The 21,241-nt window shown below is 74.2% G+C and carries 22 protein-coding genes; 8 read left to right on the top strand and 14 right to left on the bottom strand.

The window, feature by feature from the left end:
* Positions 1-123: 123 nt before the first annotated feature.
* Positions 124-1,059 (bottom strand): carbohydrate kinase family protein, encoded by a 936-nt coding sequence (locus tag ACIBFB_RS16795; RefSeq protein WP_397230962.1) that lies wholly within the window; start codon positions 1,057-1,059, stop codon positions 124-126.
* A 694-nt stretch (positions 1,060-1,753) separates the two neighbouring features.
* Between ACIBFB_RS16795 and ACIBFB_RS16790 the strand changes: the two genes are divergently transcribed.
* The 4 genes from ACIBFB_RS16790 to ACIBFB_RS16775 all read left to right on the top strand — a co-directional run bounded on the left by ACIBFB_RS16790 (position 1,754) and on the right by ACIBFB_RS16775 (position 6,976).
* On the top strand, positions 1,754-4,471 hold the full coding sequence (locus ACIBFB_RS16790) for a GNAT family N-acetyltransferase (protein WP_397230960.1): 2,718 nt from the start codon (positions 1,754-1,756) through the stop codon (positions 4,469-4,471).
* Between the two features lie 86 nt (positions 4,472-4,557).
* Entirely contained in the window at positions 4,558-5,133 is a 576-nt protein-coding gene (locus ACIBFB_RS16785) for a DUF5998 family protein (RefSeq protein ID WP_397231139.1), read from the top strand.
* A gap of 232 nt (positions 5,134-5,365) precedes the next feature.
* Positions 5,366-6,187: an enoyl-CoA hydratase-related protein gene (locus tag ACIBFB_RS16780; protein ID WP_397230958.1), complete on the top strand. Its 822-nt coding sequence runs from the start codon at positions 5,366-5,368 to the stop codon at positions 6,185-6,187.
* A gap of 135 nt (positions 6,188-6,322) precedes the next feature.
* Complete coding sequence (locus ACIBFB_RS16775) at positions 6,323-6,976, top strand: MBL fold metallo-hydrolase (protein WP_397230956.1); 654 nt, start codon at positions 6,323-6,325, stop codon at positions 6,974-6,976.
* A gap of 72 nt (positions 6,977-7,048) precedes the next feature.
* Here ACIBFB_RS16775 and ACIBFB_RS16770 read toward each other — a convergent pair whose 3' ends face one another.
* The 3 genes from ACIBFB_RS16770 to ACIBFB_RS16760 form a co-directional block, all read right to left on the bottom strand.
* On the bottom strand, positions 7,049-9,127 hold the full coding sequence (locus tag ACIBFB_RS16770) for a CHAT domain-containing protein (protein ID WP_397230954.1): 2,079 nt from the start codon (positions 9,125-9,127) through the stop codon (positions 7,049-7,051).
* 196 nt (positions 9,128-9,323) lie between these two features.
* Positions 9,324-9,746: a hypothetical protein gene (locus tag ACIBFB_RS16765; RefSeq protein WP_397230952.1), complete on the bottom strand. Its 423-nt coding sequence runs from the start codon at positions 9,744-9,746 to the stop codon at positions 9,324-9,326.
* The gene (locus tag ACIBFB_RS16760) at positions 9,743-10,315 is read right to left on the bottom strand and encodes an RNA polymerase sigma factor (RefSeq protein WP_397230950.1); all 573 of its coding nucleotides are present in this window, start codon (positions 10,313-10,315) and stop codon (positions 9,743-9,745) included. Before ACIBFB_RS16760 ends, ACIBFB_RS16765 begins: the two co-directional genes overlap by 4 nt.
* 312 nt (positions 10,316-10,627) lie before the next feature.
* Here ACIBFB_RS16760 and ACIBFB_RS16755 point away from each other — a divergent pair, with 312 nt between their 5' ends.
* On the top strand, positions 10,628-11,122 hold the full coding sequence (locus ACIBFB_RS16755) for a DUF3145 domain-containing protein (protein ID WP_397230948.1): 495 nt from the start codon (positions 10,628-10,630) through the stop codon (positions 11,120-11,122).
* 164 nt (positions 11,123-11,286) lie between these two features.
* Here the strand turns inward: ACIBFB_RS16755 and ACIBFB_RS16750 are convergent, their stop codons facing one another.
* The 4 genes from ACIBFB_RS16750 to ACIBFB_RS16735 all read right to left on the bottom strand — a co-directional run bounded on the left by ACIBFB_RS16750 (position 11,287) and on the right by ACIBFB_RS16735 (position 14,430).
* Complete coding sequence (locus ACIBFB_RS16750; RefSeq protein WP_397230946.1) at positions 11,287-11,754, bottom strand: DUF1707 domain-containing protein; 468 nt, start codon at positions 11,752-11,754, stop codon at positions 11,287-11,289.
* Between the two features lie 125 nt (positions 11,755-11,879).
* Positions 11,880-12,650, bottom strand: coding sequence for a 3'(2'),5'-bisphosphate nucleotidase CysQ (locus ACIBFB_RS16745; protein ID WP_397231137.1), 771 nt, complete (start codon positions 12,648-12,650; stop codon positions 11,880-11,882).
* Between the two features lie 14 nt (positions 12,651-12,664).
* Positions 12,665-13,651 (bottom strand): ATP-grasp domain-containing protein, encoded by a 987-nt coding sequence (locus ACIBFB_RS16740; RefSeq protein ID WP_397231135.1) that lies wholly within the window; start codon positions 13,649-13,651, stop codon positions 12,665-12,667.
* Between the two features lie 248 nt (positions 13,652-13,899).
* Positions 13,900-14,430: a YbhB/YbcL family Raf kinase inhibitor-like protein gene (locus ACIBFB_RS16735; protein WP_397230944.1), complete on the bottom strand. Its 531-nt coding sequence runs from the start codon at positions 14,428-14,430 to the stop codon at positions 13,900-13,902.
* Between the two features lie 259 nt (positions 14,431-14,689).
* Between ACIBFB_RS16735 and ACIBFB_RS16730 the strand changes: the two genes are divergently transcribed.
* Complete coding sequence (locus tag ACIBFB_RS16730) at positions 14,690-15,658, top strand: LLM class F420-dependent oxidoreductase (protein ID WP_397230942.1); 969 nt, start codon at positions 14,690-14,692, stop codon at positions 15,656-15,658.
* A gap of 24 nt (positions 15,659-15,682) precedes the next feature.
* Here the strand turns inward: ACIBFB_RS16730 and ACIBFB_RS16725 are convergent, their stop codons facing one another.
* Both ACIBFB_RS16725 and ACIBFB_RS16720 read right to left on the bottom strand, forming a co-directional pair.
* A complete protein-coding gene (locus ACIBFB_RS16725) occupies positions 15,683-16,882 on the bottom strand; it encodes a PucR family transcriptional regulator (RefSeq protein WP_397230940.1) in 1,200 nt (399 codons plus the stop codon).
* 196 nt (positions 16,883-17,078) lie between these two features.
* A complete protein-coding gene (locus ACIBFB_RS16720; RefSeq protein ID WP_397230938.1) occupies positions 17,079-17,975 on the bottom strand; it encodes a LysR family transcriptional regulator ArgP in 897 nt (298 codons plus the stop codon).
* Positions 17,976-18,047: 72 nt separating this feature from the next.
* Between ACIBFB_RS16720 and ACIBFB_RS16715 the strand changes: the two genes are divergently transcribed.
* Both ACIBFB_RS16715 and ACIBFB_RS16710 read left to right on the top strand, forming a co-directional pair.
* Positions 18,048-18,671, top strand: coding sequence for a LysE/ArgO family amino acid transporter (locus ACIBFB_RS16715; RefSeq protein ID WP_397230936.1), 624 nt, complete (start codon positions 18,048-18,050; stop codon positions 18,669-18,671).
* Between the two features lie 112 nt (positions 18,672-18,783).
* Complete coding sequence (locus ACIBFB_RS16710) at positions 18,784-19,233, top strand: hypothetical protein (RefSeq protein WP_397230934.1); 450 nt, start codon at positions 18,784-18,786, stop codon at positions 19,231-19,233.
* Positions 19,234-19,293: 60 nt separating this feature from the next.
* On the opposite strand, the gene rpsN is transcribed toward ACIBFB_RS16710, so the two are convergent.
* Genes rpsN through ACIBFB_RS16690 form a run of 4 tightly spaced genes read right to left on the bottom strand, consistent with a single transcriptional unit; the run spans position 19,294 to position 21,228 of the window.
* On the bottom strand, positions 19,294-19,599 hold the full coding sequence (gene rpsN, locus ACIBFB_RS16705) for a 30S ribosomal protein S14 (RefSeq protein WP_397230932.1): 306 nt from the start codon (positions 19,597-19,599) through the stop codon (positions 19,294-19,296).
* 1 nt (position 19,600) lies between these two features.
* Positions 19,601-19,837 (bottom strand): 50S ribosomal protein L28, encoded by a 237-nt coding sequence (gene rpmB, locus ACIBFB_RS16700; RefSeq protein WP_358567062.1) that lies wholly within the window; start codon positions 19,835-19,837, stop codon positions 19,601-19,603.
* 25 nt (positions 19,838-19,862) lie between these two features.
* Positions 19,863-20,120 carry a 30S ribosomal protein S18 gene (gene rpsR / locus ACIBFB_RS16695; RefSeq protein WP_397230929.1) on the bottom strand — a complete coding sequence of 86 codons (258 nt, stop codon included), beginning with the start codon at positions 20,118-20,120 and terminating at the stop codon, positions 19,863-19,865.
* 13 nt (positions 20,121-20,133) lie between these two features.
* Complete coding sequence (locus ACIBFB_RS16690) at positions 20,134-21,228, bottom strand: GTP-binding protein (protein ID WP_397231133.1); 1,095 nt, start codon at positions 21,226-21,228, stop codon at positions 20,134-20,136.
* Between the last annotated feature and the right edge of the window lie 13 nt (positions 21,229-21,241).

The raw sequence follows: 21,241 nt of genomic DNA, 5'->3' as shown, positions 1-21,241 counted from the left end.
GCTGAGTGCGGGAACGGATCCGTCGGGGCACGGCCGCGGTCCGTCCGGGGCACGCCGGGGCGGCCGACCGGGCACGCCGTACCCGAACCACCCGCGTCCCCGGGCGTCGGCCGACACGGGGCGTCAGCGCAGCCGCTGTCCGCGCGGGGCGCCGCGTCGGACCGGCTGTCCGTCGCCCAGGTCGGGGCGGGCGCCCGGCTGGTGCAGGGCGCGTGCCGCGAGCCGGTGTCCCCGGCCCAGGGCCTCCTTGGGGTGGCGGCCCGCCAGCCACTCGGGCAGGAACCCGGCGATGAACGCGTCACCGGCGCCGACCGATCCCGGCTTCGGGTCGACCGGCTCGGCGGGCGCGGACACCACGCCCTCGCGGGTCTTGGACGCCCACAGGCCGCCCTCCCCGCCGAGCTTGAGCACGACGTTCGGGTAGTGGGCGGTCAGCACCCTGGCGGCGGCCTCCGGTTCGTCCCTGCCGGAGAGCACCTTGGCCTGGTCGAGGTTGGCGAAGAGCAGGCGTGCGCCCTGCGTCCACTCCAGGAAGTTCTCCGCGCCCGCGCGCTCCAGCGGCGCGTGGGAACCGCCGTCCACCGAGATGGACATGCCGCTCTCGCGGGCCATGCGCAGCGCCACCCGGGCGGCGCGCCGGGAGTCGGGGTTGATCAGGGTGTACCCGGACACGTGCAGGTGGGAGTCGGGCGCGAACACGTCGCGCGGCAGGTCCTCCGGCTGGAGCCGGGCGTTGGCGCCCGGGTCGCTCAGCATCGTCCGGTCGCCGCGGTGCGTGATCATGACCACGCAGGTTCCGGTGGGCCGTTCCGGGTCCATCACCATGCGCGAGTCGAGGCCGTAGCCCATGAGCTCCATCTCACGGGTCCGGCCGGTGATGTCGGAGCCCCGACGTCCCACGAACGTGGTGTCGACGCCCTCCACGGCCAGCCACGAGGCGATGTTCGCGCCGGAACCGCCGCCGTACATGACCACGGACGCAGGCGTGTCGCTGCCGCGGGCCAGGGGGTGGAACGCCTGCGCGACGGCATCGGTCATGAGGTCACCGATTACGACCACTCGTGTCATCGTGTTCCTAGGGTGGGACCCCTCGCGTTCACGCGAGGGAGGAAGCGCGTCTGTGGGAAAGGCTGGGAGGCGGCGGATGAAGCCGACCCCCAGCGGTGCCCTCGCGGGCGGTGGGCCGCACGGCCCGAACCCCCTTCGGCGGACGGTGTCCGCCTCCGGGGTGACGCCACAGGGGGCAGGTGAACCCCCGGCGGTCTCCCCTCGCCCGTGTCCCGCACCGGTTGCCGTAGCGCCCGTGCCCCGTTTCGTGCCTGATCCCGGGCGTGTCTGCTGACACGGGTTCCAGAGCCTGGGACTGAGGAAGCATCCCAGGATAGGTCTTCTCGCCTGTGCGGAACGTAGCCAACGTCGGTCACCTCCTGACTGCGCGTCGGCTCGGGCTGGTCATGGCGTGCCCCAACCACGGAGGTTGGGGGCCCGGTCCTTCCGGACCGGAATCCCGTTACCTCGCCAGCCACCACCGAGGCAGCGGGAATCCGTGCTCGCACGACGTTAACAGGTTAACGATCAGCGGCGTGTAACGAAGTGACGGCGCCACGGGTACGTGACCGGGTACGGAAGGTGCCGCTCCGCCGTCGGAACCTCCCGCCGCCGACCGCGGGACGGCTCACACCGGCGGCGGCATCTCGGGGCTCCCGCACGGACTTTCCCCAGATTCGACCGAATGTCGTCTAGTCTCGCTGTCGTGCAGTCCTACCCGAACCACTGGGAAGCCGACGTCGTCCTCACCGACGGAGGCACCGCGCACCTGCGCCCCATCACCCCCGACGACGCCGACCTGCTCCGGGAGTTCCACTCCCGCCTCTCCCCGGAGACGATCTACTACCGGTTCTTCGCCCCCTACCCCCGGCTCTCCGACCGGGACGTGCGGCGCTTCACCACCGTCGACTACGAGGACCGCGTCGCGCTGGTGGCCACCATCTCCGACGCCCTCGTGGCCGTCGTGCGCTACGACAAGGTCGCCCCGGAGGAGGCCGAGGTCGCCTTCGTGGTGGAGGACGCCCACCAGGGCCGCGGGCTCGCCTCGGTCCTGCTGGAGCACATCGGCGCCGCCGCGCGCGAACGCGGGGTGCGCCGCTTCATCGCCGACGTCCTCCCCGAGAACCGGCGGATGATCAACGTCTTCCGCGAGGCCGGGTACACCGCGCAGCAGACCTTCGACGAAGGGGTCATCCGGCTCACCCTGGACCTGCAGCCCACCGACGACGCCAGGGAGGTCATGCAGGCCCGCGAGCAGCGCGCCGAGTCGCGTTCGATCGCCCGTCTGCTCTTCCCCGAGTCCGTGGCGGTCATCGGCGCCAGCCGGACCGCGCACACCATCGGCCAGACCGCGCTGCGCAACCTCCTCACCGGGGAGTTCCAGGGTCCGGTCTACCCGGTCCACCCCGAGGCCAAGGCGGTCGTGGGCGTGCGCGCCTACCCGTCCGTGCTCGACATCCCCGACCAGGTCGACCTCGCCGTCGTCGCGGTGCGGGCCGAGGCCGTCGCCGAGGTCGTCGAACAGTGCGCCGAGAAGGGCGTGCACGGGCTCGTCGTGGTCAGCTCCGGATTCGGCGAGGTCGGCCCCGAGGGGCGCGCCCGGCAGGACGAACTCGTGCGCACCGCCCGAGCCGCCGGGATGCGCGTCGTCGGCCCCAACTGCCTCGGCATCGCCAACAGCGATCCGGCGGTCTCGCTCAACGCCACCCTCTCCCCGGACCTGCCTCCGCGTGGACCCATCGGCTTCTTCTCCCAGTCGGGCGCCCTCGGCCGCGCCATCCTCCAGCGCGTCGCCGAGCGCGGCATGGGTCTGTCCACCTTCGTCTCGGCGGGCAACCGCGCCGACGTGTCCGGCAACGACCTGGTCCAGTACTGGCAGGAGGACCCCGCCACCGAGGTGGTGCTCCAGTACCTGGAGTCGCTCGGCAACCCGCGCAAGTTCACCCGCCTGGCCCGCCGACTGGCCAAGCAGAAGCCCGTCGTGGCCGTGCGCAGCGGCGGTTCGGCCCGGGCCACCCCCACCGGACACGCCGCGGGCGGGCTCGCCCTGCCCGACTACGCGGTCACCTCGCTGTTCCAGCAGGCGGGCGTGGTGCGGGTGGACGACATCACCCAGATGTTCGACGCCGCCCAGGTGTTCGCCTACCAGCCCCTGCCCGACGGGCCCCGGGTGGGCATCATCGGCAACTCGGACTCCCTGGAACTCCTGGTCAAGGACGCCGCCGTGCGCCAGGGGCTCAAGCCGCACGAGCCCGTCAACCTGGGGCCCCAGGCCACCGCGGAGGACTTCGACCTGGCCCTGGAGACCGCGCTGGCGGCCGAGGACGTGCACTCGGTCGTGGTCGTGTTCGTGCCCGCCCTGCAACCCATCGGCGACGACGTCGCCCGCGTGCTGCGGGCCCGCTCCCTGGGGTCGGACAAGCCGGTGGTCACCACCTACCTCGCCCGGCAGGGCATCCCCGAGGAGCTGCGCCACGTCGGCGACCGGGGCGAGACCCTGCGCGGATCGGTGCCCTCCTACCCGTCGCCGGAGGACGCGGTCAGGGCGCTCGCCCACGCCACCCGGTACGCCCAGTGGCGCAACCGCAAGCCCGGCCGCCACCCCGAACTTCCCGACATCGACCGCGCCCGCGCCCGCGCCACCATCACCCGCGCGCTCAAGGGCGCGCCCGCGGAGAACTCCGTGGCGTGGTTCGGCGGCGAACGCCGCTACGACGAGGAGACGGCGATCTCCAGCGCCGACGCGCGCGAACTCCTGGCCTGCTACGGCATCGCCGCCTACCCCGACATCCCGGTCACGTCGGCCGACGCGGCCGTGGTCGCCGCCGGCGAGCTCGGCTACCCCGTCGTGGTGAAGGCCGACGCTCCCGACCTGCGGGTCCGCGCGGGCGGCACGTTCGTCCGCGCCGACCTGCGCACCCCCGACGACGTGCGCAGCGCCTTCCTGTCCCTGCACGACCGGTTCGGCGCGGAGGCGGGGCTCGTCGTCCAGCGCATGGCCGCGCCCGGAGTTCCCACGGTGGTCCGCGCGGGCGACAACAAGTCCTTCGGCTCGGTCGTCTCCTTCGGCCTGGCCGACGTGACCGCCGAACTGCTCGACGACCGGGCGTTCCGGCTCGCGCCGCTGACGGACATGGACGCCGCCGACCTCATCCACGCCGTGCGCGCGGCGCCCCTGCTGTTCGGCCTGCCCGCCGGCGCCACATCGCTGGCCGAGCAGCCCAACGTGGAGGCGCTGGAGGAACTGCTGATCCGGGTCTCGCGCCTGGTGGAGGCGTTCCCGGAGATCGGCTACGTGGATCTGGACCCGGTCCTGGTGAACGCCACCGGAGCGCACGTGCTCGGAGCGCGCATGTGGTTGCGCGAGGCCCCCGAGGTCCGGCCCGACGCGGGGCCCCGCCGCCTGGGAGGGGTGACCTTCTGATCATGGGCTGGCCCGCGCGTTGGCCGTCCCGGTCGCGAAGTGTCGCCCGGAGAGGGCAGGATAGGGGCATGAGGAAATCACGTGCCGTGTCCACCGACTGGCGGATGGAGATCGAGCGGAGCGGGTACTACCCCGCGCTGGTGATCGACGCCGTCGCCACCGCCTTGGGGGACGAGGACGCCGAGGCCTTCATCGTCCACCACGAGGCGACGTTCGACCCGGCGATGGAGATGCGGCGGCACATCACCGTGATGCTGCTGACCGCCACGCGGCTCGTGGTGTGCCACACGGACGAGCACCCGCCCACCGAGCCCGGCGGCGCCTCGCACGCGTCGACCACCACCGACAGCATCCAGATCGGCAACATCCAGTCGGTCGCGCTCACCCGGGTGGTCGCCAACCCGGCGCAGTACACGCCCGGCAGCCTGCCCAGTGAGCTGGTGCTGAGCGTCAACCTGTCGGTGAACTGGGGCACCGCCGCCCACATCGACCTCGAGCCCGCCGCGTGCGCCGACGAGACCTGCGAGCTCGACCACGGCTACACCGGCGCGATCACCGCGGAGCCCCTCACCCTGCGCGTGAGCGAGGCCGCGGACGGCGCCGCGGCGGTCGCGGCGATGATGCGGTTCGCGGACGCGCTCTCGGCGGTGACGGTCCGGTAGCCGGCGCGGGCGGGCTGCGTGCCGGACTCCGTGCGGGCGTGGAACGCGGGCGTGACAGGGACTTAACGAACACGGTGTCGAGAGGCGTGGTGCCGTAACAATCCGGCCGTCTAAGGTTGAACCGGATTCGTGCATACCGCCACAAGCGAGACGTGCCAGGCCACAAGCCCGGCGCGGGCGCGCCGTGTCGTCAGGACCAGCGCGCGATCTCACGGAGAAAGGTCAGCCTGCGATGACGCAGCACCCGTCACCGGCGTCCCCGGACGACGCCCCCCTGGTACGCCTGACCGTCGACCGCGCCATCGCCACGGTCACCCTCGACTCCCCCCGCAACCGCAACGCGCTGTCCGCCCGGCTCCGCTCCGAGCTGTCCAAGGCCCTGTCCGACGCGATGGCCGACGACGACGTGCGAGGCGTCGTGCTCACCGGAACCGGCCCGGTCTTCTGTGCGGGCGCGGACCTGAAGGAGGTCGGCGCCGTGCTCCGGGGCGAGCCGGTCGAACCCGCGCCCGAGCTGCCCGCGGTCTTCGAGCAGATCATGGGCGCCCCCAAGCCCGTCGTCGCGGTGCTCAACGGCGCCGCCCGCGCCGGAGGGATCGGGCTGGTGGCCGCGGCCGACATCGCCCTGGCGCCCAAGAGCGCGACGTTCGCCTTCACCGAGGTGCGGATCGGGGTCGTCCCCGCGATCATCTCCGTCCCGGTGTCCGCACGCATGCACTCGCGCCAGCTCAGCCGCTACTTCCTCACCGGGGAGCTGTTCGACGCCTCCGCCGCGGCCAGGGCGGGCCTGATCACGCAGGCCGTCCCGGACAGGGAGATGGCGCACGCCGTGGACGCCGTGCTCCAGGGCATCCGGGGTTCGGCGCCACGCGCCCTCTCGCGCACCAAGCAGCTCCTCGACGAGCTCGGCTCCGGCGCCCTGGCGGCGTCCGAACGCCGTGCCGAGGCCTTCACCAGGATGGGTGAGCTGTCCGCCGAGTTCTTCGCCGGTGAGGACGCCGCCGAGGGCCGGGCCGCCTTCTTCGACAAGCGCCCGCCCCGCTGGGCCCAGTAGCCGTAGTCCGAGGACCCCTCTCGCCCGCGGCCCCCGTACCCGCACGCGACCAGACGTCGGACGCCCCCGTGATCCGGGTGTCCGACCCGTGTCGCCCGGGTACACGGCCGTCGACGGAGAGGCCACAATGGAGAGGTGAGCTACTCCGGAGATACCAGGGTCGGCGGCCCCGCCGACCTGCGCCAGCTACCGCATCTGACGATCGCCAAACTCGCCGTCGGCCCCATGGACAACAACGCCTACCTGCTGCGTTGCACAGCCACGGGCGAGGGACTCCTCATCGACGCCGCCGCCGAGGCCGACCGCATCCTCGACCTCATCGGTGAGCGGGGACTGGCCCGCGTGGTCACGACCCACCGCCACCAGGACCACTGGCAGGCCCTCGCCGAGGTCGTCGGCCAGACGGGCGCCCGCACGGTCGCCCACCCCGCCGACGGGGACCGGCTCCCCGTGTCCGTGGACGAACCCGTCGAGCACGGGACGCGCGTGCCGGTCGGAGAGTGCTTCCTGACCGTGATCCACCTGCGCGGGCACACACCCGGGTCGATCGCGCTGCGCTACGACGATCCCGAGGGGCACACGCACCTGTTCACCGGTGACAGCCTCTTCCCCGGCGGGGTCGGCCGCACGTGGAGCGACCAGGACTTCCGCTCGCTGTTCGCCGACGTCGAGGAACGCGTGTTCGCCGAGCTGGACGACGACACCTGGATCTACCCGGGGCACGGCCGCGACACGACGCTGGGAGCGGAACGCCCCAAGCTGCCGGAGTGGCGCGAGCGCGGCTGGTAGCCGTCCGGGTCCGGTCCCCGGTCCCGCGCCGGTCCGTCTCCGGCCGGACACGATCGGCCGCGGACGAGCCCCTCAGGCGCCGAAGCAGCAGAAGCCGGCCCGTCCGAGGTGGAGCGCCACCGCCTCGGACACCGGGACCCCCTCCGCCACGGCACGGTGGAAGCGCACCATCGCCCCCTCCGCCTCGGCGTCCCGTACGGGGACCGGGCTGGCCACCACCGTGCGCACGCCGCGCGCGTGCAGGGCGCCGACGAAGCCCGACGGGGTCCCGGTGACACCGCCGAAGCCGCGCCCGTTCCAGCAGGTGGAGAGCGCCACCAGGCCGGGCGCGGCGGTGAGGCCGCCCAGGTCGCGGGCGAGCAGGGGGCCGTCCACGAGGTCGACCGACGCGAGGAGCGGAACGCGGTCGGGCACGTGGCCGTGACCGGCGAGATGGACGACGTCGGCGTCGGCGAACCCGTCCACCACCTCCGCCCGTCGGGCATGGTCCCCGTCCAGCACCCGCGCCCGCGGGTACACGCGCGACAGCGAGGCCACCTCCCGACGGGCGCCCCCGGGGGCGGGGGCGGCCACGAGCAGCACGCGCCCGGTCGGCGGGTGCGGGGTGCCGGTGCGCCCCGGCCGCCACCGGTCGGAGCGCTCCACCCAGAACCGGGCGGTGGGCACGAGGTTGACCGGACGGCCGCACAGCGCGGGCAGCATCCCCCACGGCGGGTCGCCCAGGCACGGGTCGGCGGCCAGCACGAGCGGCCGGTCCCCGACCAGGGGTAGGAGCGGGGCCAGGAGGATCCGGGAGACCTCGGCGGAGGCCGTCCGCACCTCCGCCGCACGGGGGCGGCACGCCGGTTCGGGGAGCGAGTGCGTGAAGCGCGCCAGCGCCCGGACGGCGCGGGTGACCGGCCCCAGCTGTCGGGCGTGGATCCGCCCGGCCACCGCCACGAGCGCGACGGCGTCACCTCCGGCCCAGGTGAGGTGGACGAACGCCAGGTCGGATCCGAGCCGGGCGAGCAGCTCCCCGGTCACCGGCCCGGACGGCGCGGCGGGTTCCGTCACCGAGGCGGCGCGGCACGCACGCCACCGGGCCGCCTCCCACAGCCGCGCGTGGTGCGCCGTGGACGGTCCCCGGCCCAGCGCCAGGGCGGCGCGGTAGTGTCCGGCGAGCGCGGTCAGCGCCGGGGTGTCGGGTTCGTGCGGCCCCGGCACACGCGGCTCGGCCCAGGTCCGGGTCAGCTCCGCCCATTCCAGCGCGGTCGCGGGCGTCCCCGCGCGCAGGGCGCTCTCCAGGCCGGCGCGGACGACGTGGGGGTCGTGGGCCGCGGCGCCCAGCCACCGGCCGGGCACGGGCACGGCGGCGTGCGCGGCGCCGCCCGCCAGGACGTCCAGCGCCCGAAGCGAGGCGGGGTACCCGGTGTGGGTCGCGGCGCCGGGGAGCCGGATCCGCAGGCGGTCCCTGGCCCGGCTGACGGGTTCCGGTTCCGCGGCTGTGCGCCCGGGTGGGCTGGCGGCCAGGGCGACGCGTTCGAGGCGGCTGGCCAGCCGGAACCACAGCGAACCCCGACCGAAGGTGCGGCGCACCCGCCGGGTGAGTTCGGCCGCGTGTCGGCGGTCGCCCTCCAGGAAGCGCAGTTTGGCCTCCACGAGCAGGGCGGTGGCCGTCGTCGAGCCGTCCTCGGTGCACGGGCCCTCGTCCAGCGCGGCGGCCGCCTCCTCGACCAGCCCCTCCGACAGCAGCGCCTCGGCCAGGTCCACGTGCAGGGCCTCGCTCCGTTCGGGCGGCAGTTCGGGCAGCAGGGAGAGGAAGGTGTCGATGGCGGCGGCCGTGTCGCCCCGGTAGAGGGCGAGGCACCCCTGGTTCTGGCGGGCGACCATGCCCAGGAGCGGGAGGCCGTGCTCGCGGGCCAGCGCGTGCGCCTCGGCGAGGTGGTCGTCGGCCTGGCCGAACCGGCCGCACATGGTCTGGGCCAGCCCCAGGTTGACCAGGACACCGGGCAGGACGGGCGCGACCTCGGCGACGGGATGGCCGCGCAGGCGGCGGTGGGTGTCGTCGAGGAGGTCGGCCGTGGTCTCGAACAGACCGCTGCGGGCCAACCGCACCCCGCGCCTGACCCGGGCCAGGAGGAGACGGCCGGAGGGTGGGACGGGTGGGGTCACGTGCCCGCCTTTCGCGAGGTGAACGCTCGGTCCACAGATAGCAGCGGCCGGGCGCGCGCGGCAGCCCCCGGCGTCGATTCGCTGTCGTCGCGCGGGTGCGAACGCGGACGAAGGGGGTGAAGGCGGGTGCGTCGGGCCGGGTTCGTGAGTGATCCGAACCCGTATTCGGAGTGTCCCGATCTGTGGCGCGCGGTGCTCAGACGGTGAACCAGTCAGTGACCACGGGTGGTCGGCCGGTGCGGCGGAGGGCCAGGCTGACCGGGCCGCGCGCGAGGTCGGGCGCGAGGAAGCCGCCGTCCGCGCCGACGCGCAGTCGGACGGTCGCGGCCGGGCGGCGCAGGTCGACGGCCGCGAACCCGAAGTCTCCGCTGACCAGGCCCGACAGCGACCTGCGGGGGCCGTCGGCACGGACGCGCAGGTCCAGGACGAGGCCGTCGTGGTCGAACCGCAGGGTGGTCAGCAGGGTGCCTCCGCCGGCGCGGGAGTCCTCGGGGACGGGCGGCGTCTGGACGGTCAGGGCGGCCAGGGCCGCGCCGTCGTCGCGGCGGTCGAAGGCGGCCAGGGCCGCGGCGCGCCCGTCCATGGCCCACGGTGGGCGGGGATCGGCGTGTTCGCTCACTGCTGGTCCTCCAGGATGCGGCGGAGCCGGCGCTTGACACGGCGGCGCTGGTTCGCGGCGACGCGCGGGCCGGTCGGGGCGTTCGGGTCGTGCGGGGCGTCCTCCAGCAGACTCAGGGCCACGAGGCGGTCCTGGGGGTCGAGGTGGCGGATCGCGCGGTACAGTCCCTCGATTCGTTCCCGGTCCAGGTACTGCGACTCGAGATCGGGAGCGTCGGGGAACGGGAGCCGCGTGAGGGAGTCCGGGTCGACGGGGCTCTGACGGTCGGCGTGACGGCGCTGCCGCGCGCAGACGTCGTTGGTGACCCGGCGCAACCAGGCGCGGAGCCGTTCGGGCGCGCGGAGCCGGGGCAGATGCTGGTTGAGCGTGAGCCAGACGGTCTGGACCGCGTCCTCGCGGTCGGGAGCGGACAGGCGGTAGGAGCGGGCGATCGCGTTGACGAGCGGGAGGTGGCGGTCGACGATGCCCTCCCAGGCCCGGGTGTCCCCGTCGCGGGCGCGGTGGACGAGGTCGGCGTCGGGGTGTTCGGGAAGGGCGGACCCCGGACCCGAAGTGGCCGGAACCGGCAACGCGGAAGAGGTTTCACACCCGGTATCGGTCGGAAGTACGGTTCCCCGGGAGGGAGAGGGCCTGCTCGCGCCCTCATACGGCTGGTCTGGCACACCCGCCCCCACTATGATCAGACTCCCTGTCCGCTTCTGGGGCTCACGCTAGTCTCTGGGTGTCCCGTGCGCGGTGGGAACACGGCAAATGCTGGTGTTACCGCTGGTTCCCAGGGTGCCCTTGGGGCACAATGGGGCGAAGGTGTTCAGGCGGGTCTGCAACCTTCTCGTGGATACGAGGGCGTCGGGGAAGCGCACTCGTTCGTATCAGGAGGTTCGGTGTCCGCACGTGGCGTCTTGTACGTCCACTCAGCGCCCGCGGCGCTGTGCCCACACGTCGAGTGGGCGGTCGCGGGCGTCGTCGGCGTGCCCGTGAAGCTCGACTGGGTCGCCCAGCCCGCCGCTCCCGGCCACCACCGTGCCGAGCTCAACTGGCAGGGCAAGCCGGGGACCGCGGGCGAGGTGGCCTCGGCGCTGAACGCGTGGCAGCGCCTGCGCTTCGAGGTGACCGAGGAGGGATCGCCCGGGTGCGACGGCGTGCGGTACAGCTACACGCCGTCCCTGGGCATGTTCACCGCGATCACCAGCGCGGCGGGGGAGGTGCTCGTCCCCGAGGGCCGTCTGCGCGACGCGATGGCGCGCGCGGCGGCGGGCGGCACGGACCTGGCCGCCGAGGTCGAGCGCCTCATGGGGCGGTCGTGGGACGAGGAGTTGGAGCCGTTCCGGTACGCGGGCGACGGCGCGCCGGTCCGCTGGCTGCACGCGGTGGGCTGAGACCGCGTCCGGGCCCGGGGGTCCCCCGCTCTCCAGCCTCCCCGCTCACGGGCGGACCCGCACGGCGCCCCCGTCGGCCTGTGGACCGCCCATCGGCCCTGGTCCGTCTCGCCGAGGCACCACTCGCACGGTCGTGTCCACGGCCGGGCGGTCTCGCGGCCGCGTCAGCGGGACTCCCGCGGCCCCTCCCCGCTGGGCCAGATCGCGGCCGCCAGCAGCACGGCGCCCCAGATGCCCAGCGGCACCAGCGGCCAGTACGGCACGGGTTCGCCCGCCATCAGGCTCACCACCGCCCACACGCCGGTGAGGATGACCGCGACCCCCGTCCACCACCGCCACTCGTCCCCCCACCCGTGCGCGGACGCGGGCAGGGAGAGCTCTCCGGCGGAACGGTGCTCCCGGTCGGGGACCGGACGGGGGCCCGGGACGCCGTCCCCGGTCCGCGGGAGGTCCGCGGTCAGCGACCACAGCTCACCGACCAGGACCGAGGACAGGGCCAGGCCCACCCGGCGGTCGTACTCGTCGAGGTCCAGGCGGCCCTCCACGAACGCGACGGTGAGGTGGTCGACCGTCCGGTCGCGTTCGGTGTCGGAGGCGCGCATCCGGTAAGGCGGCAGACGTCGGCCTTCCACATCCCACCCCCACAGGCGCGGTCGGTGACCACACCCTACGCGCCGCTCCGGGCCCGGGGAAGGGCCTGCGCGGACCCGTTCGCGACCACCTTCGGCGGTCCGGTGCCCCTCGTGGCCGCCGCGGGTCAGAGCGCCAGCCATCGGCTGACGGCGCGGCCCGTCGCGGGGTCGGCGGCGCCCACCAGCCCCGTGTGCTCGTAGCTCCCCCGATAGCCGAACGCGGCGCCGTCCAACCGCGTCACCGATCCGCCCACCTCCTCCAGCACGAGCGCGGGCGCCGCCACGTCCCAGTCCCGCACCGGTACGTCCTTGACGAACAGGTGCGCCGCACCCTCGGCGATCCGGCACAGCTTCAGCGAGATGCTCCCGCTCTCCAGGTACCCGCGGTATCCGAAGCGGTCGCGGACCCGACGGGCGATCCCCTCGGGCTCGGGGGTGTTGTCCGTGAGCACGCCCGCCCCGGGCGGCGGCTCCGCGCACCGCTCCAGAGGGAGCCCGTCCCGCCTCGCCCCGTGGCCGCGGACCGCCGTGAACAGGGTCGCGGTCTCCGGGGCGTACACCGCCGCCGCCTCCGGGCGTCCGCCGACCACCAGCGCGGCCTGCGTGACGTAGCCGGCGAACCCGTGGGCGTAGCTGGCGGTCCCGTCGATGGGGTCGATCAGCCAGTAGCGCGGCGGCCGCTCGCTGACCAGTGACGCGGGGTCCTCCTCGCTGACCACCGGGACCGACCCGTCGACCGCGGCCAGCCGTTCGGCCAGCGCCCGGTGCGCCAGGGCGTCCGCGCGCGCCTTGAACTGGCTCCCCTCCCAGGCGCCGCCGATGACGGAGGGATCGGTGCGCCACTCCCGGAGCAGCGCGCCGACCTCGGTCACCGCCTTCGCCGCCGCCTCCGACATCGCCTGGGCGCCGGTCACCGGGCCACCAGCTCGCTCGCCGGGGAGAGCCCGTGGGCGGTGAACTCCTCCTCGGTGAGGAACTCGTCCGTCCACCGGCGCACCATCGCCACGCCCTCGCGCCAGGTGTCGGCCAGCCGCGGCCCGTCCGCGACCGCCTGGCGCAGGAGCCCGGCGATCTCGTCGACCCCGGCCGCCGCCGTCAGGGCCGCCGTGGAGGAGAACCGCGGGTTGATCTCGAAGATCCGGGGCCGCCCCTCCCCGTCGAGCCGCAGCTGAACGTTGAACGGTCCGTCGGCGCGCAGGGCCTTCTGCACGGACAGACAGGCCTCCGCGACCGCCGCCGCGCGCCTCGTCACCGCGAACCGCGTGACCCCCCGCTTGAGGACGACCTCCTTGGGCACGACGGCCTGCACCTCCCCGTCCCGCCACACCACCACCGACACCGTGAACTCCGGTCCGGTGACGCGTTCCTGGACGATCAGTTCCCCGGGCGCGTACCCGCTCTCCGCCACCGCGCGCGGCAGGCCCTCCCGGGAGCCGACGACCGCCACGCCGCGGCTTCCCCGGCCGCTGCGGGGCTTGACGACGAAACCGTCCGGCGCGGCGGCGTCCTCGGGCGGCCCGTCCGCGGCCGGCCAGGTGCGCGGCACGCCGATCCCGGCCTGGTCCAGCCGGTGCATGAGCACCGCCTTGTCCAGGCATGCGGTGACGAAGTCCGCGCGGGGCAGCAGCACGGCCACTCCGTCGTCGGCGAGCGCGGCGACGCTCACCAGCTCCTCGTCCACCAGGGGCACCACCGCCGCCGCGCCCTCCCGCGCGCACAGCTCGCGCATCCGGGGCAGGAACGCGGGGCTGTCGCCGCCGGGGACCAGGTACCCCCGGTCGGCCAGGTACAGTCCCGGCGCCTCGGGGTCCACGTCGGTGGCGATCACCCGGAAACCCGAGGCGCGCAGGTGGAGGATGGTTCCCGGGGTCGGGGCCGAGCCCGCCGTCGTCACCACGACCGTCGGTCGCGTCGCTGTTCGCTGGGGCACCGCGCATACCTCCCGTGGGCGTGGGGACGGTCGGGGGACCGTGCGCCGAGCTTAGACGCCCGAGGGCGGCCGGGCCCCGGAAATGGCCGAATCCGGCTGCCGCGTCAACCGATCGGGCCGCTCGCGCGTGTACCCCACGCCCCCGGGAGGGAGAGGGGCGGGGGCGGGTGCCCCGGCGTCGCCGAGCACCCGCCCCCGATCACGTCGGCCGGTCCTCAGCTCCGCTCGTACACGGGCGCGATGACCGCGCGCGCGATGGCGTGCGAGAACAGGTTGAAGCCGACGAAGGCGGGGCTGGCCGAGGGGTCCACGTCGAGGCGGGGCACGTCCACGGCGTGGACCGCGAAGATGTAGCGGTGCGGTCCGTGGCCGGGGGGCGGCGCGGCGCCGACGTAGCGGTGGCCCCCGGCGTCGTTGCGCACGGTGACGGCCGATTCCGGCAGACCGGAACCGTCCCCGGCGCCCGTCGCCAACTCGGTCACCTCGACCGGGATGTTGCACACCGCCCAGTGCCAGAACCCGCTGGTGGTCGGCGCGTCGGGGTCGAAGCAGGTGACGGCGAAGCTCCGCGTCCCCTCGGGGAAGCCGCTCCAGGACAGGTGCGGCGAGACGTCCTCGCCGCCCGCACCCATGATCCCGCTGACCTGGGGCTTGGGCAGGGTCTTCCCGTCGGCCACGTCGTCACTGGTCACGGTGAACGCCGGCAGCTCGGGCAGGAAGTCGTAGGGGGAGGGTGGCATGGCCACGATCAGGTCCTCCTTCGTTCGCGGGAGTGGGTCCGGTGCCCGTCGGGCACGACGCCGTCCCGGTACGTCGGTCCGTACCGGGAACGGTGTTCCGTCAGGCTCTACGAACATACGCCCCACGGGGATACCGCGTCTCCCTCCGGGTGCCCCCTGTCGCACGGGTCGCCCGGGGGAGACGACATACCGACCGCGCGGTATGGTCGGGGCGACAGTGGACACACACCGGATCCGGTATCCGATCGACCCACAGGGAGTCGCCATGACCAGTCGCTGGGGCATCACCATCCCCCTGGAAGGGGTCCCCCTCCCGGAGCAGCGGTCCGTCATCGCCAGGATGCCGGACCTCGGCTACACCGACGTCTGGTCGGCCGAGGCCAACGGCGCCGACGCCTTCACCCCCCTCGCCCTGGCCAGCGTGTGGGCGCCGAGCCTGCGCCTGGGCACGGCCATCGTCCCCGTGTACACGCGCGGCCCGGCCACACTGGCGATGAGCGCGGCCGCGCTGGCCTCCGCCGCGCCCGGACGCTTCGCCCTGGGCATCGGCACCTCCTCGAACGTCATCGTCGAGCGGTGGAACGCCATCCCCTTCGAGGAGCCCTACAAGCGGATCCGCGACACCCTCCGCTTCCTTCGCACCGCGCTGACCGGTGCGAAGGTCAAGGCCGAGTACGACACCTTCTCCGTCCAGGGGTTCACCCTCGCCACGGTTCCCGAACACACCCCGCCGCTGCTCGTCGCGGCGCTGCGCCCGGGCATGCTGCGGCTGGCGGGCCGCGAGGGCGACGGCGCGATCGTCAACTGGCTCTCCGCCGAGGACGTGCGCACGGTCGTCCCCCACGTGCGCGACGCCGCTGAGGACGGCCGGGAGCGCGAGGTGGTGGCCCGGATCTTCGCGATCCCCGACACGGACCCGGACACCGCCCGGGGCATCGGTCGCTGGGCCATCTCCGCCTACCTCAACGTGCCCGTCTACCGGGCCTTCCACGAGTGGCTGGGCCGCGAGGACCTCGCCCCCATGTGGAAGGCGTGGGAGGAGGGCGACCGCAAGGGCGCGCTGGAGGCCATCCCCGACTCGGTGGTGGACGAGCTGATCGTGCACGGACCGGCCGAGTACTGCCGCGAGCGGATCCGCGCCTACGTCGACGCCGGGGTGACCACCCCCGTCATCGCCCCCCTCGTCCCCGGTGACCCGGTGGCCGCCGTCCGCGCGCTCGCCCCGACGGACTGACGCCCGCGGTCCCGTCGTCCGCGCTCAGGTGGACTCCAGGGGTCCCAGCAGGCGGCGGGCCCGCAGCACCAGCTCCAGCTCGAACCGGGCGCCGGGCTCACGCATACGCGGGCCGAACAGCTCGTCCAACCGGCGGATCCGGTACCGGACCGTCTGCGGGTGCACGCGCAGGCGATCGGCCGCCTCGTTGGCGTTGAAGCCCGACTCCAGCCACGCCAGCAGCGTGTCCGCCATCCGGTCGCGCTGGGGCGGCGGCAGCTCCGCCATCGGGGCCAACCGCTCGCGCGCCAGCTCCGCCACCAGGTCCGTGTCGCGTGCCAACAGCAGCGTCGACAGGTGGTCGCCCCACCGCACGACGCCCCCGCCCGGCACCACACCCGCGCGCACCAGGTCCGCCAGTTGCCGGGCCCGTGCCAGCGACACGGGCGTCCGCGCCGGGACCACGCTCGGACCCAGGACGGCCGTGCACCCGCGCAGCGCGCGTCCCAGCAGGCGCGTCCGCCCGGGCCCGTCCGGATCGGGGACCACCGCGTGGGGGTCGTCCCGTTCCGTGTCGACCAGGATGTCGGAGGGCGGGGCCGGAGCCCACGCCCTCCCCTCCGGCAGCAGTATCGCGACGGCCACCCGCTCGGGGACCCGCCAGCGAGCGGCCCGGGCCAGCGACGGCACCGACGCGGCGTCCGCGCCGTCGAGCAGCGCCTCCAACAGGAGCGACCGTGCGCGTTCCCTCAGTTCCCCCTCGGTTCTCCGCACCTCGGCGTGCCCCTCGGCGGCGGCCGTGGTGAGCTCCTCCTGGAAGGCGAACAGCGCCTCGCCCAGGACCACCACGTCCCGCCGGGTGAACGTGTCCGTGACCGCCAACCGCCGCCACGCGATCGCCACCGCCGTGCGCATCCCGGCGTGCAGGAGCTCCAGCGTCCGACCGCCGCGGGCCTCGTCGGCCCCGAACGCGCGGAACTCCTCGGTGACGCCGGTCGGGCCGCCGAGGGGGAGGTCGCCCTCCACCCGGTCGACGAACGCGTACGCCGCCGACGCGATCAGCTCGTGCCACGCCTGGGCGTCACCGGGCTCCAGGGACGGGCCGTGTGCCTCCGCGCGGCGTCGGACCGCCTCGACCGCGCTCCGGGCGAGCCCCGGCACCAGGGGGCGCAGCCGCGCGCCCACGTCCGGGGGAAAGCCGGAGTACGGCTCCGTCGGAGTCTCCCCCCACAGCGGATACGACATGCCACCTCCGGTGCGGACGCACGGCGACGCCGGTCGCGGCACGCCCGCGCGGTCTCCGTGTGCCGGAGACTCCCCGCCGTGGACGCGGCCCGCCGGACCCGGGCGACCGCCGTCCCATCCCACCAGAGCACCGCCCCGCCGACAACCCCGGACCGGCCGGGCGCCGGCCGGCCGCGGAGGGTCCGGGCCACGGCGGCTACAACGGGTGCAACCGGGTGGCCGCCGCCGCGCGCACCCCCTCCGACACCCGGTCCAGCAGGGGCGACCGCAGGTTCCAGCGCTGCCAGTACAGCCGTACGTCCACGGGACGGCCGGGGGCGAGTGCGACCAGCCGCCCCCGCGCGATCTCCTCCTGGCACTGCCGCTCGGGCACCACGCCCCATCCGAGCCCGAGCAGGATGCTCTGGGCGAAGTCGGTCGACGCCGGGATGAAGTGGCGCGGGGCCTCGGGCGCGCGTCCCGCCAGCCCCCGCAGGAACTCGTCCTGGAGGTCGTCCTTGCGGTCGAAGTTCACCACGGGAGCCGTCGGGAGCCGGTCCAGGTCGACGGGGTCGCCGAGGTGCCGCGCGGCGAAAGCCGGGCCGCACACCGCGAGGTAGCGCATGACCCCGAGCCCCTCGACCGTGCAGCCCTGGACCGCCTCGGGGGTGGAGGTCACCGCGGCCATCACCGTTCCCGAGCGCAGCAGGGACGTGGTGTGCTCCTGGTCCTCGCGGTGGACGTCGAACACCGCGCCCAGATCCTCGGGCAGCTCCGCGAGCGCCTCCAGGAACCACGTGGACAGGCTGTCGGCGTTGACGGCGAGCGGCACCGACACCCGTCCGCCCTCGCCCTCGCCCTCCCGCAGCTCGGCGAGGACGTCCCCGTCCAGCAGCACCACCTGGCGGGCGTAGCGCAGGACCACGTCGCCCGCGGGTGTGGGCGTGACCGGGTTGGTGCGCCGCACGAGGACCTTGCCCGCGGTCTGCTCCATCGTCCGGATCCGCTGGGAGACCGCCGACGCGGTCACGTGCAGCCGCCGGGCGGCGGCCTCGAAGGTGCCCTCGTCCACGAGAGCGGTGAGTGTGCGCAGGTGGTCGAACTGGAAGGGCATCCTAAGCCTTTCTTAGGTGATCTAAGAAAGTTTAGCTTTACTGTAGATGCCTGTGCTCCTAACGTTCCGAACGTGAACGCATCCCTGCTCGCGGCGGTGCTCGGTCTGGGTACCGGGCTCGCCCTCATCGTGGCCATCGGCGCCCAGAACGCCTACGTCCTCCGGCTCGGCATCGACGGCCGTCCCCGCACGGTCCTGGCCGTGGTCCTGGTCTGCGCCCTGTCGGACGCCGTCCTCATCACCGCCGGAGTCCTCGGCGTCGGCGCCGTCATCGAGGCGATGCCCTCCGCGCTGGTCGCCGTGCGACTCCTCGGCGCCGGGTTCCTGGTGGTGTACGGACTCCTCGCCGCGGCCAGGGTCGTGCGCCCCGGAGCGCTCACCGCCGACGGGGCGCCGAGGTCGCGCCGGCTCGGCCCCGCGGTCGCCACCGCCCTCGCCCTGACCTGGCTGAACCCGCACGTGTACCTGGACACGGTCGTCTTCCTCGGTTCCATCGCCAACCAGCAGGACGGGGAGGCGCGCTGGTGGTGGGTGCGCGGCGCGGTGACCGGGAGCTTCCTGTGGTTCTTCGCCCTGGGCTTCGGGGCGCGACTCCTGCGCCCGGTGTTCGCCCGGCCGGGCGCCTGGCGCGTGCTGGACGGGATGATCGCCGTCGTCATGCTCACGCTCGGCGTCCGGCTCGCCGTCGGCGGATAGCGCGCACACGCGCCGACTACGTCGAGGGGCGACGCGGGTCCCGCTTTCCGACGTAGCGGAACGCGTTCGGGAAACGATGTGCGGCCGGGGGTCCGGTTCCTATGTTGGTGCCATGACCGATCAGAAGAGGGCCGCCCTCGGCCTGTCGCTCCCCGTGCTCGTTCTCCTGGCCCTGCTCGCGGTACCCCGGGTGGTCCTGCACGACCTGTCCGTCATCGCGCCGGGCACCTTCGTCAACTGGCTGCTCGTCTTCGTGCCGCCGCTGGTGTGGATCGCCGTGGTCCTGGTCCAGCGGGTGCCCAACCCGTTCGTGACCCTGCTGGTGGTCGGGATCATCTACGGAGTCTTCCTGGCGCTCGGACACCAGCTGCTCTGGAGCCTGTCGTTCGGCGACGACCAGCCCACCCTCGGCGGCAACCTCTCCGACCTGGCGCCCGGCGCCCAGGCCGTCATCATCCGGGGGTTCTCGGTGCTCAGCAGTCTGGTGACCGGGACGATCGTGGGCGCGCTGTCGGGCCTGGTCGCCCTCGTGGCGCAGCGCCTCCTGCACGTGCGGACCTGACCGCCCGACGCCGCTCCGGGGCCCGTCCGTCCCGGGCCCCGGAGCCGGTGCGGGGGCGTCCTACCAGCTCGACTTGGTCACGCCCGGCAGTTCGCCCCGGTGGGCGGCCTCGCGGAACCGGATCCGGGAGAGTCCGAACCGGCGCAGGTAGCCGCGCGGACGGCCGTCCACGGAGTCCCGGTTGCGCACCCGCGTCGCGCTGGCGTCGCGGGGCTGGCGCCGGAGTTCGCGCACGGCGGCCTCGCGTTCGGCCCGACCGGTTCCCGGGGCGGCGATGATCCGCTTGAGCTCGGCCCGCCGCTCGGCGTAGCGGGCCACGACGTTCCTGCGGTGGTCGTTCCGCGCGATCTTGCTCTTCTTGGCCATCTCAGACCCTCTCCCCGCGCGCCCGGATCTGGGCGACCACCCGTTCGATGCCCCGGGCGTCGATGACCCGCATGCCCTTGGCGCTGACCCGCAGCCGGACGTAGCGGTTCTCGCTGGGCAGCCAGTACCGCTTGGTCTGGATGTTGGGGTCGAACCGGCGGCGGGTGCGCCGGTGGGAGTGCGAGACGGCGTTCCCGAAGCTCGGGGCCCGGCCCGTCACCTGGCAGACACGTGACACGGTGTTTCCTCCTCTGGATGCCCGGTCAGGGTTTCCTGGACGCGGGGGTGTTGGACGGGTAGGGCAGCAGGGCCGTCTCGCGGGCGTTCTTGATCGCGGCGGAGACCAACCGCTGCTGCCGGGAGGTGACCCGGGTGACCCGGCGGCTGCGGATCTTGCCCTTCTCGGAGATGAACTTCCGCAGCAGGGCGACGTCCTTGTAGTCGACGTGGTCGGCGTCGCCGAGGGGGTTGGCGAAGCGGGACGGGTTCCGTCCGCCGGACCGTCGGGGGCTGGCGCTCATCGGCGTTCCTCTCTCACAGCGCGTCGGCGAAGGGGTCGGTCCGCAGCGGCCGACCGGACTCCTCCTCGGTGATCAGGCAGGAGTCCAGGAGGGCGACCAGCCCCTGGGCGTCCATGTCGATCCCGGTGAAGGCGAGGTGCTGGCCGCGGTCGCCCACGACCGGATCCCAGTCCAGGCGGGCGGAGGCCCGCCGCGCCTCGGAGACCATCTCCACGGCGGCCCCGGGCAGGGCGTCCAGCCACGGGCCGCCGCTCTCCAGGACCAGAGCGTCGCTGTGGGCGTCCCAGACCAGGAGGGTGTCGGGGCGGCTGGCCAGCCAGATCCGGCCCCGGCTGCGCAGGCTGGACGAGACCAGCCGCTCCAGGGCCTCGTGCGTGCGCTCGGGGTGCAGCGGACGCCGCCGGGACCAGGTCACGGTGGTCACCCTGCCGTCGGTGCGCGGGCAGTACTGGGCCCAGGCCGGGTTGGTGCGGTTGGCCGCGGCCTCGGGGTCGAACCGGCCGCGCGTCAGCTCGGCCAGGGTCGGTCCCGGCGGCACCACGGCGGCGGCCGGGTTGAACTGCTCCAGCAGCGACCGCGCCTCGTCCCGGTGACGGGTGCCGTGCAGCGCGATCGCGGTGGGGTACTCGATCTGGTGCGACAGGACCTCGGCGACCGTGCGGTCGTCCTCCACGGCGATGTCCAGCGCGCGGTCGCGCAGGTCGTCGTGGGTGGCCAGGTCGGGCAGGAGGCGGTCGGCGTCCACCGCGGCGACGACGGCGGCCAGCTCCAGCTCCCGCTGGGCGGCGATGATCTCGGCCACCTGCCGGGGTTCGACCACGTCCCAGGCCTCCACGACGCACAGGGCGTACTCGCCGTCGGCGGCCATCCGCAGCAGGGCGGGCACGAGGTCCTCGCGCAGGGTGCACGAGGCGCACAGGTGGTCGAGGCGGACCGGGGCGTGGTCGACGGGACCCCAGCGGTCGCGGGTGACGCGGTGGACGTTCCCCTCGCTGATCTCCCCGAGGTCGTGGTGGACCGCCACCGACCTCGGCACCGCGGCGAGCAGCGCGTCCACCGTCCGTCCGCGCGCCGCGCGGTGCAGCCCGGCGACCACGACCACGCGCATGGGGCTTGTCGGC

The organism is Nocardiopsis sp. NPDC050513, from assembly GCF_044457925.1.
In the GTDB taxonomy this organism is placed as follows: Bacteria; Actinomycetota; Actinomycetes; order Streptosporangiales; family Streptosporangiaceae; genus Nocardiopsis.
Note: the sequence above shows the minus strand (reverse complement) of the source record. Positions and strands in the feature narration are given on the sequence as shown.

Coding starts and splice junctions, on each gene's coding strand:
- ACIBFB_RS16690 (WP_397231133.1), bottom strand. CDS start 21,228: ATGCGCGTGGTCGTGGTCGCCGGGCTGCACCGCGCGGCGCGCGGACGG.
- ACIBFB_RS16725 (WP_397230940.1), bottom strand. CDS start 16,882: ATGTCGTATCCGCTGTGGGGGGAGACTCCGACGGAGCCGTACTCCGGC.
- ACIBFB_RS16730 (WP_397230942.1), top strand. CDS start 14,690: ATGACCAGTCGCTGGGGCATCACCATCCCCCTGGAAGGGGTCCCCCTC.
- ACIBFB_RS16710 (WP_397230934.1), top strand. CDS start 18,784: ATGACCGATCAGAAGAGGGCCGCCCTCGGCCTGTCGCTCCCCGTGCTC.
- ACIBFB_RS16780 (WP_397230958.1), top strand. CDS start 5,366: ATGACGCAGCACCCGTCACCGGCGTCCCCGGACGACGCCCCCCTGGTA.
- rpsR (WP_397230929.1), bottom strand. CDS start 20,120: ATGAGCGCCAGCCCCCGACGGTCCGGCGGACGGAACCCGTCCCGCTTC.
- ACIBFB_RS16720 (WP_397230938.1), bottom strand. CDS start 17,975: ATGCCCTTCCAGTTCGACCACCTGCGCACACTCACCGCTCTCGTGGAC.
- ACIBFB_RS16745 (WP_397231137.1), bottom strand. CDS start 12,650: ATGTCGGAGGCGGCGGCGAAGGCGGTGACCGAGGTCGGCGCGCTGCTC.
- rpsN (WP_397230932.1), bottom strand. CDS start 19,599: ATGGCCAAGAAGAGCAAGATCGCGCGGAACGACCACCGCAGGAACGTC.